A 13,031-nucleotide genomic window follows, 5' to 3' on the forward strand; every position below is an offset into this window, starting at 1 on the left:
AACCCCCGCGCAGCACGTCCCGGGCGCTGTTGTCAAGCCCCGAGATATGCCCTGACCTGCGGAAACGCCATTCAGAACGGACACTTCCCGTGTTAGACTGGATAGCCACGGAAGGGGTACCTGTCACATGACGTTCAAGGTTGGCGACACCGTGGTCTATCCCCATCACGGGGCCGCGCTGATCGAGGCCATCGAAACTCGCCAGATCAAAGGCGTGGACAAGACCTACTTGGTGCTGAAGGTCGCCCAGGGTGACCTGACGGTTCGGGTGCCGGCAGACAATGCGGAGTTCGTCGGTGTTCGCGACGTGGTCGGCCAGGACGGGCTCGACCGGGTCTTCGAGGTGCTTCGCGCGCCGTACGCCGAGGAGCCGACGAACTGGTCCCGCCGCTACAAGGCAAACCTGGAGAAGCTCGCCTCGGGCGATGTGATCAAGGTCGCCGAAGTGGTGCGCGACCTGTGGCGTCGCGAGCGCGAGCGCGGCCTGTCCGCGGGTGAGAAGCGCATGCTCGCCAAGGCACGGCAGATTCTGGTGAGTGAGCTCGCCCTCGCGGAGAACACCAACGAGGACAAGGCCGAGGCCCTGCTCGACGAGGTTCTCGCGTCCTGACGCCCAGAGCCTGACGCTCGGATGTGCCGGCTCCCCGCCGGGCGACAAGCACGACGAGAAGGCCGCACGACAAGAAGTACGCCGCAACCGTTCACGGACGTGAGCGGCAGCAGTGCGACCCGGGGGTCGCCACGTAGAAGTGCCGCGGTGCCCGCGCGATGACGGACGTCATCCGGCGGGCGCTGCGGCATCTCTGCTCCGGCCGTGCCGGTGCCCGCTCGCGGGTGGGCGAACCGGACCAGTCGTTTCACGGAAGGGGCTGGTCACGGTGGGCGCCGGCACACCCCCGAGCTCCAGGAGCAGGGGGTTCCCCCAGGCCATACCCAACTCGGCCGAGGAAGCAAACCTGAACGCCAACGCAATGTCTGATCGAGCCACAGTTCCCGACCGGACCGGCGCTCCGGCGTCCCGTACCGCCGCGGTGATCCCCGCGGCCGGGCGTGGCGTCCGGCTGGGTCCCGGCGCGCCCAAGGCGCTCCGCGCCCTGAGCGGCACGCCCATGCTCGTGCACGCGGTCCGGGCCATGACGGCCTCCCGCGCGGTCTCCCTCGTCGTGGTCGTCGCCCCGCCGGACGGCGAGGCCGAGGTGCGCTCCCTGCTGGACGAGTTCCCGCTCGCGGGCGACCGGACCGAGGTCGTGGTCGTCCCCGGCGGGGCCACCCGGCAGGAGTCCGTGGGCCGGGGCCTGGAGGCGCTGCCCGACGACATCGGCATCGTCCTCGTCCACGACGCGGCCCGTCCGCTCGTCCCCGTCGACACGGTCGACGCCGTCGTCGCGGCCGTCCGCGGCGGCTGCCCGGCCGTCGTTCCCGCGCTGCCCCTCGCCGACACGGTGAAGCAGGTCGCGCCGCGCGACGGCACCGAGGACGCCGGAGCCCCCGAGACCGTCACCGGCACCCCGGAGCGCGCGCTGCTGCGGGCTGTGCAGACGCCCCAGGGCTTCGACCGCCGCACCCTCGACGCGGCCCACGCCGAGTTCCTGGAGCACGCCCGGGAGGGCGAGGGGGCCACCGACGACGCGGGCCTGGTGGAACGGCTCGGCCTGCCCGTCGTGGTCGTCCCCGGCCACGAGGAGGCGTTCAAGGTGACCAGGCCGCTGGACCTGGTCCTGGCCGAGGCAGTGATCGCCCGGAGGAGGGCCAACGATGGCTTCTGACGCACGGACCGTGCCCCTGATCGGCATCGGTACCGATGTGCACGCCTTCGAGGAGGGCCGCGAACTCTGGTGCGCGGGCCTGCTCTGGGAGGACGCGACCCACGGCCTCGCCGGCCACTCCGACGGCGACGTCGCCGCGCACGCCGCCTGCGACGCGCTGTTCTCCGCCGCCGGCGTCGGCGACCTCGGGGAGCACTTCGGCACCGACCGGCCCGAGTGGTCGGGGGCGTCCGGCGTCACCCTGCTGACCGAGGCGGCCCGTGTCGTCCGCGCCGCGGGCTTCGAGATCGGCAATGTGGCCGTGCAGGTGATCGGCGTCCGGCCGAAGATCGGCAAGCGCCGGGACGAGGCGCAGCGTGCCCTGTCCGACGCGGTCGGCGCGCCGGTGTCGGTCTCCGGGACGACGTCCGACGGGCTGGGCCTGACGGGCCGCGCGGAGGGTCTGGCGGCGGTGGCGACGGCGCTGGTGTACCGGCGCTGACGGCGGCCCCCGCTGTGGCGTGATGCCGCCGGCACCCCGTCCGTAACGCCCCGGTGGCATACCGTGACCGGTACCGACACTTCGTCGTGCGCGCACCCGCCCGGTGCGCGCCGTCACTCGAAGGAAGGACCCGGAAGGTGTCTGCCGAGCTCTCGGACGATCTGAAGAACTACCTCGACGACAATCCCGCCTTCATCACCGTGGCCACCGTCCAGCCGGACGGCAGCCCGCAGCTGTCCGTCACCTGGGTCAAGCGCGACGGCGACGACCTGCTGATCTCCACGACCGTCGGGCGCCGCAAGGAGAAGAACCTGCGCCGCGACCCGCGGGTGACCATCCTCGTGAACCCGCCCAACGCGCCGTACACCTACGCGGAGATCCGCGGTACCGCGGAGCTCTCTTCCGAGGGCGGCCAGGAGCTGATCAACGAGCTGTCGCGGAAGTACACGGGCAAGGACTACGCGGACTTCAACCCGGAGGCCGAGAACGACGCCCCCCGGGTCGTCGTCCGCGTCACCCCGCGCAAGGTGGTCGGCTCGCTCTGAGCCGGTCGCGCCCGCCGCGCCGCGGCGGGCGCCAAGGCCGCTGTCAGCCTCCGTCCGCCGTGCCCGCGCCCACCCGGCCCTGCTCGGCGGGCTCGTACGGCTTGTGGTGGGTCCGGGGCTCCTGGAGGATCGTCGTCAGGTCGTTCTGCGGGTCGGGCTTCCGGAGGGCCGGGACGGCCGAATTGCGGCGCATCTCCTCCATGCCCTTCTGCATCGCGCGCCGCAGCCGCTTGCCCACCGGGCGTTCGACGCAGCGGTTGATCAGCCAGGCCAGGCCCAGCATCACCACGATCAGCCCGGCCACCAGCGGGTAGGGCGCGACGCGGGTGCGCAGGCCGTGGATGACGGTCATGCCGATGTACTGGTGGACGAGGTACAGCGGGTAGGTGAGCGCCCCCGCGGTCGTCAGCCAGCGCCACTGGATCCGGTTGAAGTGGCCCAGCGCGATCAGCGCCATGATCACGAACGCCGCGACCACTATCAGCCTGGCCGGCCAGACCGGGATGCTGGTGGTGGTGTTGTCGGCGACCCGCTTGGGCATCCCGTGCAGCGCGATCAGCAGGGACATCGAGACGATGCCCCACAGCAGCGCCGTGGGCTTGAAGCGGTGCATCAGGTAGAAGGCGATGCCCGCCACGAAGTAGGGCGTGTAGAGCGGCATCGCCCACATCTGCAGCAGCTTGCTGTCGGACCGGGGGGCCACGACCGCCGCCACCGTCCAGATCCCGCAGAACAGGACGCACTTGCGGTACGTGACGCCGGTGGCCACCACGATCGCGAAGAGGACGTAGAACTTGAGCTCGATGAACAGCGTCCAGTAGACGCCGTCCACGTCCCACACCCCGAAGGCCTCCTGGACCATGGTGAGGTTGGTGAGGACGACGTCCAGGTTCTCCACGCTGCGCACCTGCGGCCAGAGCGTGATCACCCCGGCGGTCAGGAAGATCGCGAACCAGTAGGCGGGGTAGATCCGGGAGACCCGGGAGACCACGAAGTCACCGAGCGACCGCCCCCAGGTGCTCATGCAGATGACGAACCCGCTGATGAGGAAGAAGACCTCGACGCCGACGAATCCGTAGCGGGTGAACGTCCGCAGGTGGGGGAAGACGTCGTCGGGGTTCTGGTCCCAGCCGCCCCGCAGGGCGGTGTAGTGGAAGACCACGACCATGAGGGCCGCCACCAGGCGGAGGCCGTCCAGTACCGCGAGCCGGGGTGCCGGGCGCCGGACGGCAGGAGGGCTGCCGTCGAGTCCACCTCGCCTGGCGAAGCGCATGTCGTCCTCTTCCGTGGGCTAGTCGGATCGTCATACAGAGCGGGGGTGTGCGGGAATGCTGACACAGAGGACGTGCGGATGGCTGCGACAGCGGTCTCCTGTCCCGGTTTTTCTCCACCGTCTCCCCTGGATGGTGGTATTCATCCGTGCCCTTTCCCGGCCGCCTTCCCGGCCGTCCGGTGACGAAGAGATGACCGGACGGTGCCGGAGGCCCGCGGTGACCCGGCGCGGACCTCGGCCACGGCGCGTCGGAGCGCGCCGCCGAGGCGGCGGGCCAGCGGGCGCTCGATGGCCATATGCACCAGCCAGGCGGCCGTCAGCGCCCCCGCCAGCAGGGCGAGGAGCAGCACATGGCGCGGCAGACGGCCGTCCGCGTACTTGATGATCACCCAGCCGAGGCGCTCGTGGAGCAGATAGAGCGGGTAGGTCAGCGCCCCTGCGGTGGACAGCCAACGCCAGTTGAGCCGCTGTGTCCACCCCAGTGCGACCGCCATCACCGAGAGGTAGAACACGGCCACCAGAAGGAGGGTGGGCCAGTGCGGGACGTGGTGGCCCATGTACGTCTCCGCACGGCGCTGCGCGACCAGCAGGTCGTGCTGGGCGATCAGGAAGCTGCCGCCGACGATCAGCCAGAGGACGGGGGCCGGGCGGAAGCGGTACATCAGGTAGAAGGCGATGCCCGCGAGGAAGTACCAGCAGTCGTAGGGCAGCAGGACGCGTTCGAGCAGGGTGTCGTCGGTGGCCCGGGCGACGACCGCCGCGGCGGCCCAGAGGCCGCAGAACGCCACGACCCGCCGGTAGTCCAGCCCCTTCCGGACGACGAGCGCGAACAGCAGGTAGAAGCGGACCTCGATCCAGAGCGTCCAGTACACGCCGTCGACCGGTTCCACCCCCAGGGCGTCCTGGAGCATCGTGAGGTTGACGGCGACGTCCCCGAGGTCGGCGGGGGAGTTCACCGTGGGCCACAGCCGGACGACGAGGGCCACGAGCAGCACCGCGAACCAGTAGGCGGGGAAGAGCCGGGTGACGCGGGAGACGGCGAACTCCCCGACCCCCTTGCCCCAGCCGCTCATACAGATGACGAACCCGCTGATCAGGAAGAACAGCTGGACGCCCAGCCAGCCGTAGGACGCCGGCAGGTAGGCCGTCGGGAAGAGCGCGGGCGCGGACCGGTTCGCCCAGGCGCCGCTGTCGAAGACGATCCAGTGGTAGGAGACCACCATCAGCGCGGCACACAGCCGCAGCCCGTCCAGGGCGGCCAGTCTTCCGTGCTGCCGCGGGCCGCCCGGCGGCAGCGGGGTCCCGTCGGTCCGGTCCCGGGGGTGGGGGTGGTCCTGCTGTACCGGCAGAGTGGAGTGCAACGCCCCTCCTGGTGTCCGCGGCGCTCCGCTGTCCCGAGGTGTGCCCGGGGCCCGGGTGTGTCCGGGCCCGAGGTGTGCCCGGGAAGTTACCACGAGGAATTGCATTTTTGCCGCAAAACATTAAATAGCGGGCAAAAGCGCGTCGGAGTGCCCATCCGGGGCCTCACCCGTCCAAGGGGTGCCGTCAGGGGCCCGGGGCACTGTCGCGGGGCCACTACCCTGGTTCCGTGACTATTCGCCTGTACGACACCAGCGCCCGGCAGATCCGTGACTTCTCCCCGATCGTCCCGGGCTGCGTCTCGATCTACCTCTGTGGCGCGACCGTGCAGGCCGCACCGCATATCGGACACATCCGGTCGGGGCTGAACTTCGACATCATGCGCCGCTGGTTCGCCTACCGCGGCTACGACGTCACGTTCGTCCGGAACGTCACCGACATCGATGACAAGATCATCAAGAAGTCGGCCGAGCAGGGCCGCCCCTGGTGGGCGATCGGCTACGAGAACGAGCGCGCCTTCAACGCCGGCTACGACGCCCTGGGCTGCCTGCCCCCGACCGTCGAGCCCCGGGCGACGGGCCACATCCCCGAGATGATCGAAATGATGCGCGGGCTGATCGAGCGCGGCCACGCCTATGCCGCGGACGGCAACGTCTACTTCGACGTGCGCTCCTTCCCCGAGTACCTCCGGCTCTCCAACCAGGAGCTGGAGAACCTGCTCCAGCCCGCGGGCGAGGGCGAGACCGGCAAGCGCGACCCGCGCGACTTCGCCATGTGGAAGGCGGCCAAGGAGGGCGAGCCCAGCTGGGAGACGCCCTGGGGCCGCGGCCGGCCGGGCTGGCACCTGGAGTGCTCGGCCATGGCACACAAGTACCTCGGCACCGCCTTCGACATCCACGGCGGCGGCCTGGACCTGATCTTCCCGCACCATGAGAACGAGATCGCCCAGGCCAAGGCCTTCGGCGACGACTTCGCCGCGTACTGGGCGCACAACGCCTGGGTCACCATCAGCGGCGAGAAGATGGCCAAGTCGCTGGGCAACTCCGTACTGGTCTCGGAGATGCTCAAGGACTGGCGCCCGATCGTGCTCCGCTACTACCTGGGCACCCCGCACTACCGCTCGATGATCGAGTACAGCCCGGAGGCGCTGCGGGAGGCCGAGTCGGCGTTCGCGCGGATCGAGGGCTTTATGCAGCGGGTCACCGAAAAAGCAGGGAAGGCCGTCCCTCCCGCGGCCGAGGTGCCGCCGGCGTTCGCCGAGGCGATGGACGACGACTTCGGCGTCCCGCAGGCGCTCGCCGTCGTGCACACCACCGTCCGGCAGGGCAATTCGGCCCTCACCGCCGACGACAAGGAGGGCGCCGTCGCCCGCCTCGCCGAGGTGCGGGCGATGCTCGGGGTGCTGGGCCTGGACCCGCTGGACGAGCGGTGGGCCGGCGCCGACCGCGGCGACGACCTGCACGGCGTGGTGGACTCGCTGGTCCGCATGGTGCTCGAACAGCGCCAGGCGGCCCGGGCCCGCAAGGACTACGCCGCGGCCGACGCCCTCCGCGACCAGCTCCAGCAGTCCGGTCTCGCGATCGAGGACACCCCGTCGGGTCCGCGTTGGTCGCTGTCCTGAGGGACACTTTTCGTACGTACGTTTACTGAGCCGCACCCAGCGGCTCTGGCAGTGAAGAAACAGGTGACCCCATGGCCGGCAACAGCCAGCGCAGGAACCGCCGCACGTCCAACAAGAAGGGCGCGACGGTCGGCAGCGGCGGCCAGCGGCGCCGGGGCCTGGAGGGCAAGGGCCCGACCCCGCCCGCGCATATGCGCAAGGGCCACAAGAAGAACCGCGTCGCGAACGCCCAGGCCAAGCAGACGGCCCGCCGCCCGGCCCCGCGCCGCGGCGGCCCCAAGGGCACCAACGAGCTCGTCGTCGGCCGCAACTCCGTGGTCGAGGCGCTGCGCGAGGGCGTCCCCGCGACCACGCTCTACGTCCAGCAGTACCTGGACAACGACGAGCGCGTCCGCGAGGCGCTCCAGCTCGCCACGGACAAGGGCCTCAACCTCATGGAGGCCCCCCGCCCCGAGCTCGACCGGATGACCAACGGGCTCAACCACCAGGGCCTCGTCCTCTCCGTGCCGCCGTACGACTACGCGCACCCCGAGGACCTGACGGCCGCCGCCCTCGCCGACGGCGAGGACCCGCTGATCGTCGCCCTCGACGGCATCACCGACCCGCGCAACCTCGGCGCCGTCGTCCGCTCCGTCTCCGCCTTCGGCGGCCACGGCGTGGTCGTGCCCGAGCGGCGCGCGGCCGGCATGACGGCCAGTGCCTGGAAGACCTCGGCCGGCACCGCCGCCCGGACGCCCGTGGCCCGCGCCACCAATATGACGCGGATGCTGGAGGCGTACCAGAAGGAGGGCCTGATGGTCGTCGGCCTCGCCGCCGACGGCGATGTCGAGCTGCACGAGCTGGAGGCCCTGGACGGGCCGGTCGTGATCGTCGTGGGCAGTGAGGGCAAGGGGCTCTCGCGGCTCGTCGGTGAGACCTGTGACTTCCGGGTGCGGATTCCGATGCCGGGTGGGGCGGAGTCGCTGAACGCGGGTGTCGCGGCGGGTGTGGTGCTGTACGAGGCGGCGCGCCGGCGGGCGTAGTCCTGCCCCGGTCCCCCCCAGAGGGGGCACCCCCATTTCACCGTTTCTGCGAGGGGTGCCCCGCGCCCCGTTGAAACCGCGCTTCGCGCGGTTGTCCTCAAGCGCCGGACGGGCTGATTTCGGCCCGTCCGGGCCGCCTTGACGGGCCTCGGACACCCGTGTCGGTCAAGGCAGTGTCCTAACCTCCGGTCACTCGGTTAGATGAGTGTGGACACCAGAACACCCCGCACACCTACGGGGGGAAGCTCTTCCGGGTACGACGACCAGCCCGCGCTGAGTACGGTGAAGGTCCCGTCCGACCCCGCGCAGGTCTCCGGCAACCACCTGAGCTTCCGCGTGCAGCTCGCGCGTCCCCCGCACGCCGCCGCCCGGCAGTACGCCGGGGTCGCCGCCGACACGGCGCAGCTGCCCACCGTCAAGGGCCCGGCCAGGCGCCGGGCCCCCGTGGTGTGGAGCGGGCGGGCCGAGCCGGGTGACGGGGCGCCGACGCAGCTCCTCGACGCGATGAGGGAGTCCGGGGCCTCGCGCACGGACGCCCTCGGCGGTATGGCCGGGGCCACCCAGGTCCTGCCGCGCGTCGGCGTCGACGACGCCCCGCCCTCCGTGATCGGGCCGCGCGGGCCCGTCGAGCCGGGGGAGCCGCTGCTGAGCGGGGTGCGCCCCGCGCGCGGAGCGTTCGACGAACCGGCGTACGGATACGGCGAGTTCGACGAGGGCGAGGACGACTGGTCCGCCGAGGACGAGGAGGCGGGCCGCGACCGCGGCGACTCCGTCCGGCATGCCTACTACCCGGGCCGCCGGATGAACCTCGGCGTCGTCCTCCTGCCGCTGCGTATCTTCCTCGGCCTGATCTCGGTCTACGCCGGCATGGGCAAGCTGTGCGACCCCGTCTACTTCGACGGCGGCAAACGCGGCTCGATGGTCACCTGGCTGACCTCACTGCACCCCTGGGGTGCCGCCGCGCCGCTGCGGGAGATCGCCCTGGCCCACCCGGTGGGCGCGGGCCTGACCGTCGCCTTCCTCCAGATCATCGTCGGCGTCCTCACCATCTTCGGCCTCTGGCAGCGCCTGGCCGCCGGCATCGGCGTCCTGCTCTCGGCCACGCTGCTGGTCACGGTGAGCTGGCGGACCGTCCCCGTCTACGACGCCCCCGACATCATCTACCTGGCCGCCTGGAGCCCGCTGGTGATCGCGGGCGCCCCGGTCTACTCCGTCGACGGGCGCCTCGCCGGTGAGGCGTGGCGGCGGCTCGGCCCCCGGGCCGGGATCGGACAGCTGCGGCGGCGGGTGCTGCGCCGCGGCGGGATCATGGCGACGGTGCTCATCGGGCTCTCGCTGCTGGTCGGTTCGATGCTGGGCGGCGCCGTGCGCTCCTCGCAGCCGGCCCCGGCCCCCGGCCCGTCCGCGCCGCCGGTCAACCGCCTGCCCGGTACGCCGCTCCCGCAGCGTCCGGAGACGGCCACCCCGCGCGGGCCGCACGGCTCCGCCACCCCGGGCAAGCCCCGGCCGAGCGCCCCCGGCCGGAAGACCACGCCCCCGAGCGCGACCCCGGCCGCGCCGGGATCCGTCAAGTCGCCCACCGGGGCGGCGACTTCCGGCCACCCGGGGGTCAGCTCCGGAGGCCCCCGCCCGGCGCCCCAGACGCCCCGCCAGCGGCCCGCGGCCCCGGCCGCGCCGCACAGCCCCTCGGGCGCGGCGACGAGCGGTGGCTCGGGCGGCGGGACGTCGGGGGGCTCCGGCCTCTCCGGCGGCACGACCGGCGGCGCCCTCGGCGGCCTCCTCGGCTGAGCCCGTACGGACGGCCGCGGCCCCGCACCCGGGTGGGTGCGGGGCCGCGGTGCGTCGGGGGCTCAGCCGGCGAGCTCCCGGGCCGCCTCCGTGAGGTCCTTGGCCGTGTCGATGGCCCGCCAGTACGCGCCGTGCGGCAGCGGGAAGCCGGCCAGCCGCCGCTCCCGGGCCAGCCGGGGGAAGGTGGTGCGCTCGTGGTCGCCGCGCTCGGGCAGCAGGTCCGCGAAGCCGGCCGAGAAGACGTAGACGCCCGCGTTGATCAGGTACGGCGAGGGCGGCGCCTCGATGAAGTCCAGCACGTGCCCGAACTCGTCCGTCTCCACCGCGCCCCAGGGGATCCGCGGCCTGGCCAGGGCCAGTGTGGCCGTGGCGTCCCGCTCGTGGTGGAAGGCGGCCATCTCGCGCAGGGAGAACCGCGTCCAGATGTCGCCGTTGGTGGCGTACCAGGGCCGGTCGGGGTGGGGGAGGGAGGCGGCGGCGTGCTTGAGGCCGCCGCCGCGGCCCAGCGGCTCCTTCTCCACCACCGTCGTCACCCGCAGCGGCAGATCGGCCGACACGAGCCATGCCTCCAGCACCTCGGCCAGATGGCCGCACGAGACGACGGCGTCGGTGACGCCCTCGGCGGCGAGCCAGGCCAGCTGGTGGCCGATGATCGGGATCCCCGTGCCGGGAATCTCGACCATCGGCTTGGGCCGGTCGTCGGTGTACGGGCGAAGCCGTGACCCCTGGCCTCCGGCCAGGATCACGGCTTGCGCGGGGGTGGGGACGGGGTGCGTGCCGGTCATGCCCCGCACGATATGCCGTGCCGCGGGGTGCGGTGCGACCGGCCGCCGTCGGGGGCGGGAGAGCNGACCCCTGGCCTCCGGCCAGGATCACGGCTTGCGCGGGGGTGGGGACGGGGTGCGTGCCGGTCATGCCCCGCACGATATGCCGTGCCGCGGGGTGCGGTGCGACCGGCCGCCGTCGGGGGCGGGAGAGCCGTCAGTGGCCCTGGGCCACCCCGGAGGCGTACGAGGTGTCGCAGACGGGGCGTGAGTACGCCTGGGCCTTCTTCGCGGAGTGGTACTTGGCGACGGCCGCCTGGCCGAGGACGCGGGCGATGTCCACGCAGTAACGGGCCAGCGAGGGGCGGCCGTTGGTGGCCTCCTGGAGGTGGGTCAGCGCCACCCCCGGGTTCTTCACCTGGAGCTCCGTGAGCAGCTTGTCCCGCAGCACCTCGTGCGGGGCGCGGGCCCTGGCCTGGCTGGAGGCGGCGTCCGAGGACGCGGTGAGCACCTGGGACTCGGCGTTGGGCGCCGCCCACGGGACGCGTGTGACGGCGAGGGTCCCGGAGAGCACCATGACGACGGGGAGGACGAGGGCGAGGGTTCTGCCGATGCGGCGGGCGGCCTGGTTCATGCCGCAGATGGTAGCGAGGCGTAATGAGACCGCGACATTTAGTCACCCGATCGGGTGGCATTACTTCGGCCCTTCGGTGGGAAGGGTTGACGCCTGCGGTGTCGGACCAGGGGCGGTCGGTGCGATTTCCGTGACGCGTCCGGTTGACCGGCCGTGAGGGCCGCCGTGCCGCCCGGGGAGGGGCGGCACGGCGGCGTGAATCAATCGCTCAGCCGCTCGCCCGACGAGGTCGAGAACACGTGCAGCTCACCCGGGCGGGGGACGACGTGCAGCGCGGAGCCCTTTTCCGGTACGCGCCGCCCGTTGACGCGGACGACCAGGTCCTTCTCCTCGTCGCCGACCTCGGCCGTGCCGTATACGTACCCGTCGGCGCCCAGCTCCTCGACGACGTTCACCGTGACGGCCAGCCCGGCCGGGGCGTCGGCCGACGCCTTGGACAGCGAACGCGCCGTGTCGCCGTTCTGCTCCACGACGTCGAAGTGCTCGGGCCGGACGCCGACGGTCACCGTCCGGTCGCCCCGGTCGGCCGCGGCCGCCAGGGCCTCGCGGGAGACCGGCACCACGCTGTTGCCGAACTTCACGCCGCCGTCGGTGATCGGGACCTCGACCAGGTTCATGGCGGGGGAGCCGATGAAGCCCGCGACGAAGAGGTTGGCCGGGCGGTCGTACATATTGCGCGGCGAGTCCACCTGCTGGAGCAGGCCGTCCTTGAGCACCGCCACCCGGTCGCCCATCGTCATGGCCTCGACCTGGTCGTGCGTGACGTAGACCGTGGTGATCCCCAGCCGGCGCTGGAGCCCGGCGATCTGGGTGCGGGTCTGCACGCGCAGCTTGGCGTCCAGGTTCGACAGCGGCTCGTCCATCAGGAAGACCTGCGGCTCGCGGACGATCGCCCGGCCCATCGCCACGCGCTGCCGCTGGCCGCCCGAGAGCGCCTTCGGCTTGCGGCCCAGGTACTCGGTGAGGTCCAGGATGCGGGCCGCGTCCTCGACCTTCTGCCGGATCTCCGCCTTGGGGACGCCCGCGATCTTCAGGGCGAAGCCCATGTTGTCCGCGACCGTCATGTGCGGGTACAGCGCGTAGTTCTGGAACACCATGGCGATGTCCCGGTCCTTCGGCGGCAGATTGGTGACGTCCCGGTCGCCGATGCGGATCGATCCGCCGTTGACGTCCTCCAGGCCCGCGAGCATCCGCAGGGAGGTGGACTTTCCGCAGCCCGACGGGCCGACCAGGACGAGGAATTCGCCGTCCTCGATCGCGATGTCGAGCTGGTCGACGGCGGGTTTGTCGGAGCCCGGGTAGATCCGGGTCGCCTTGTCGTACGTGACCGTGGCCATGGTGGTGGGTCCCTTCACCGGCAGGAACGTGCCGGACGATCCGAGTAGAGGGAGTGGTCCAGTCCAATGTGGACGGGTTGTGCGTGACGGTACCCGGGGAGGGGGCGGTTGTCAGCAGGTCGCCGGTCGCGAAAATCGGGGGGAGCGGCGGGGCTGTCTCCGGTTAGACTGCTTCTCGCGTGCCGCCTTAGCTCAGTTGGCCAGAGCACCTGTCTTGTAAACAGGGGGTCGTCGGTTCGAACCCGACAGGCGGCTCTTGTGCAGCGCGAAGCCCGGGCTTGTTGGCCCGGGCTTTGTTGTTGCCCCTGTCCCGCCCTTTCACCGTTTCTTGCGGGGGCAAGCCCCCGCACCCCCNGCCCCCGCACCCCCGAAACCGCGCTCCGCGCGGTTGTCCTCAATCGCCGGACGGGCTGAAATCAGCCTGTCCGGCGATTGAGGACG

General features: G+C 71.8%; 12 protein-coding genes and 1 tRNA gene. 8 read left to right on the forward strand and 5 right to left on the reverse strand.

What is annotated here, in order from left to right:
* Positions 1–127: 127 nt before the first annotated feature.
* The 4 genes from HN013_RS09355 (at position 128) to HN013_RS09370 (ending at position 2,792) form a co-directional block, all read left to right on the forward strand.
* Complete coding sequence (locus tag HN013_RS09355; protein WP_003953493.1) at positions 128–610, forward strand: CarD family transcriptional regulator; 483 nt, start codon at positions 128–130, stop codon at positions 608–610.
* Positions 611–971: 361 nt separating this feature from the next.
* Positions 972–1,766 (forward strand): 2-C-methyl-D-erythritol 4-phosphate cytidylyltransferase, encoded by a 795-nt coding sequence (ispD, locus tag HN013_RS09360; protein WP_171165045.1) that lies wholly within the window; start codon positions 972–974, stop codon positions 1,764–1,766.
* Positions 1,756–2,247 carry a 2-C-methyl-D-erythritol 2,4-cyclodiphosphate synthase gene (ispF, locus tag HN013_RS09365; RefSeq protein WP_171165047.1) on the forward strand — a complete coding sequence of 164 codons (492 nt, stop codon included), beginning with the start codon at positions 1,756–1,758 and terminating at the stop codon, positions 2,245–2,247. Before ispD ends, ispF begins: the two co-directional genes overlap by 11 nt.
* A gap of 137 nt (positions 2,248–2,384) precedes the next feature.
* Complete coding sequence (locus tag HN013_RS09370; protein WP_171165049.1) at positions 2,385–2,792, forward strand: PPOX class F420-dependent oxidoreductase; 408 nt, start codon at positions 2,385–2,387, stop codon at positions 2,790–2,792.
* Between the two features lie 43 nt (positions 2,793–2,835).
* Here HN013_RS09370 and HN013_RS09375 read toward each other — a convergent pair whose 3' ends face one another.
* Together HN013_RS09375 and HN013_RS09380 are read right to left on the reverse strand one after the other, a co-directional pair.
* Complete coding sequence (locus HN013_RS09375; protein WP_171165051.1) at positions 2,836–4,065, reverse strand: acyltransferase; 1,230 nt, start codon at positions 4,063–4,065, stop codon at positions 2,836–2,838.
* A gap of 140 nt (positions 4,066–4,205) precedes the next feature.
* Positions 4,206–5,426, reverse strand: a complete 1,221-nt coding sequence (locus HN013_RS09380; RefSeq protein ID WP_171165053.1) for an acyltransferase — start codon at positions 5,424–5,426, stop codon at positions 4,206–4,208.
* A 227-nt stretch (positions 5,427–5,653) separates the two neighbouring features.
* Here HN013_RS09380 and cysS point away from each other — a divergent pair, with 227 nt between their 5' ends.
* From cysS to HN013_RS09395, 3 genes are all read left to right on the forward strand, one after another.
* On the forward strand, positions 5,654–7,045 hold the full coding sequence (gene cysS, locus HN013_RS09385; RefSeq protein WP_171165054.1) for a cysteine--tRNA ligase: 1,392 nt from the start codon (positions 5,654–5,656) through the stop codon (positions 7,043–7,045).
* Positions 7,046–7,116: 71 nt separating this feature from the next.
* The gene (rlmB, locus tag HN013_RS09390) at positions 7,117–8,067 is read left to right on the forward strand and encodes a 23S rRNA (guanosine(2251)-2'-O)-methyltransferase RlmB (RefSeq protein WP_171165056.1); all 951 of its coding nucleotides are present in this window, start codon (positions 7,117–7,119) and stop codon (positions 8,065–8,067) included.
* Positions 8,068–8,268: 201 nt separating this feature from the next.
* The gene (locus HN013_RS09395) at positions 8,269–9,855 is read left to right on the forward strand and encodes a DoxX family protein (RefSeq protein WP_171165058.1); all 1,587 of its coding nucleotides are present in this window, start codon (positions 8,269–8,271) and stop codon (positions 9,853–9,855) included.
* 62 nt (positions 9,856–9,917) lie between these two features.
* Here the strand turns inward: HN013_RS09395 and HN013_RS09400 are convergent, their stop codons facing one another.
* The 3 genes from HN013_RS09400 to HN013_RS09410 all read right to left on the reverse strand — a co-directional run bounded on the left by HN013_RS09400 (position 9,918) and on the right by HN013_RS09410 (position 12,590).
* On the reverse strand, positions 9,918–10,640 hold the full coding sequence (locus tag HN013_RS09400) for a nucleotidyltransferase family protein (protein ID WP_171165060.1): 723 nt from the start codon (positions 10,638–10,640) through the stop codon (positions 9,918–9,920).
* Between the two features lie 196 nt (positions 10,641–10,836).
* Positions 10,837–11,253, reverse strand: a complete 417-nt coding sequence (locus tag HN013_RS09405) for a hypothetical protein (RefSeq protein WP_171165061.1) — start codon at positions 11,251–11,253, stop codon at positions 10,837–10,839.
* Positions 11,254–11,453: 200 nt separating this feature from the next.
* Positions 11,454–12,590, reverse strand: coding sequence for an ABC transporter ATP-binding protein (locus HN013_RS09410; protein WP_171165313.1), 1,137 nt, complete (start codon positions 12,588–12,590; stop codon positions 11,454–11,456).
* A 181-nt stretch (positions 12,591–12,771) separates the two neighbouring features.
* On the opposite strand from HN013_RS09410, the gene HN013_RS09415 reads away from it, so the two are divergent.
* Positions 12,772–12,845 (forward strand) — tRNA-Thr (locus HN013_RS09415).
* Positions 12,846–13,031: the final 186 nt, after the last annotated feature.

The sequence above is a fragment of the Streptomyces sp. I05A-00742 genome (genome assembly GCF_013055795.1).
GTDB lineage: Bacteria > Actinomycetota > Actinomycetes > Streptomycetales > Streptomycetaceae > Streptomyces.

Coding starts and splice junctions, on each gene's coding strand:
- HN013_RS09410 (WP_171165313.1), bottom strand. CDS start 12,590: ATGGCCACGGTCACGTACGACAAGGCGACCCGGATCTACCCGGGCTCC.
- rlmB (WP_171165056.1), top strand. CDS start 7,117: ATGGCCGGCAACAGCCAGCGCAGGAACCGCCGCACGTCCAACAAGAAG.
- ispF (WP_171165047.1), top strand. CDS start 1,756: ATGGCTTCTGACGCACGGACCGTGCCCCTGATCGGCATCGGTACCGAT.
- HN013_RS09375 (WP_171165051.1), bottom strand. CDS start 4,065: ATGCGCTTCGCCAGGCGAGGTGGACTCGACGGCAGCCCTCCTGCCGTC.
- HN013_RS09395 (WP_171165058.1), top strand. CDS start 8,269: ATGAGTGTGGACACCAGAACACCCCGCACACCTACGGGGGGAAGCTCT.
- HN013_RS09400 (WP_171165060.1), bottom strand. CDS start 10,640: ATGACCGGCACGCACCCCGTCCCCACCCCCGCGCAAGCCGTGATCCTG.
- HN013_RS09355 (WP_003953493.1), top strand. CDS start 128: ATGACGTTCAAGGTTGGCGACACCGTGGTCTATCCCCATCACGGGGCC.
- HN013_RS09405 (WP_171165061.1), bottom strand. CDS start 11,253: ATGAACCAGGCCGCCCGCCGCATCGGCAGAACCCTCGCCCTCGTCCTC.
- ispD (WP_171165045.1), top strand. CDS start 972: ATGTCTGATCGAGCCACAGTTCCCGACCGGACCGGCGCTCCGGCGTCC.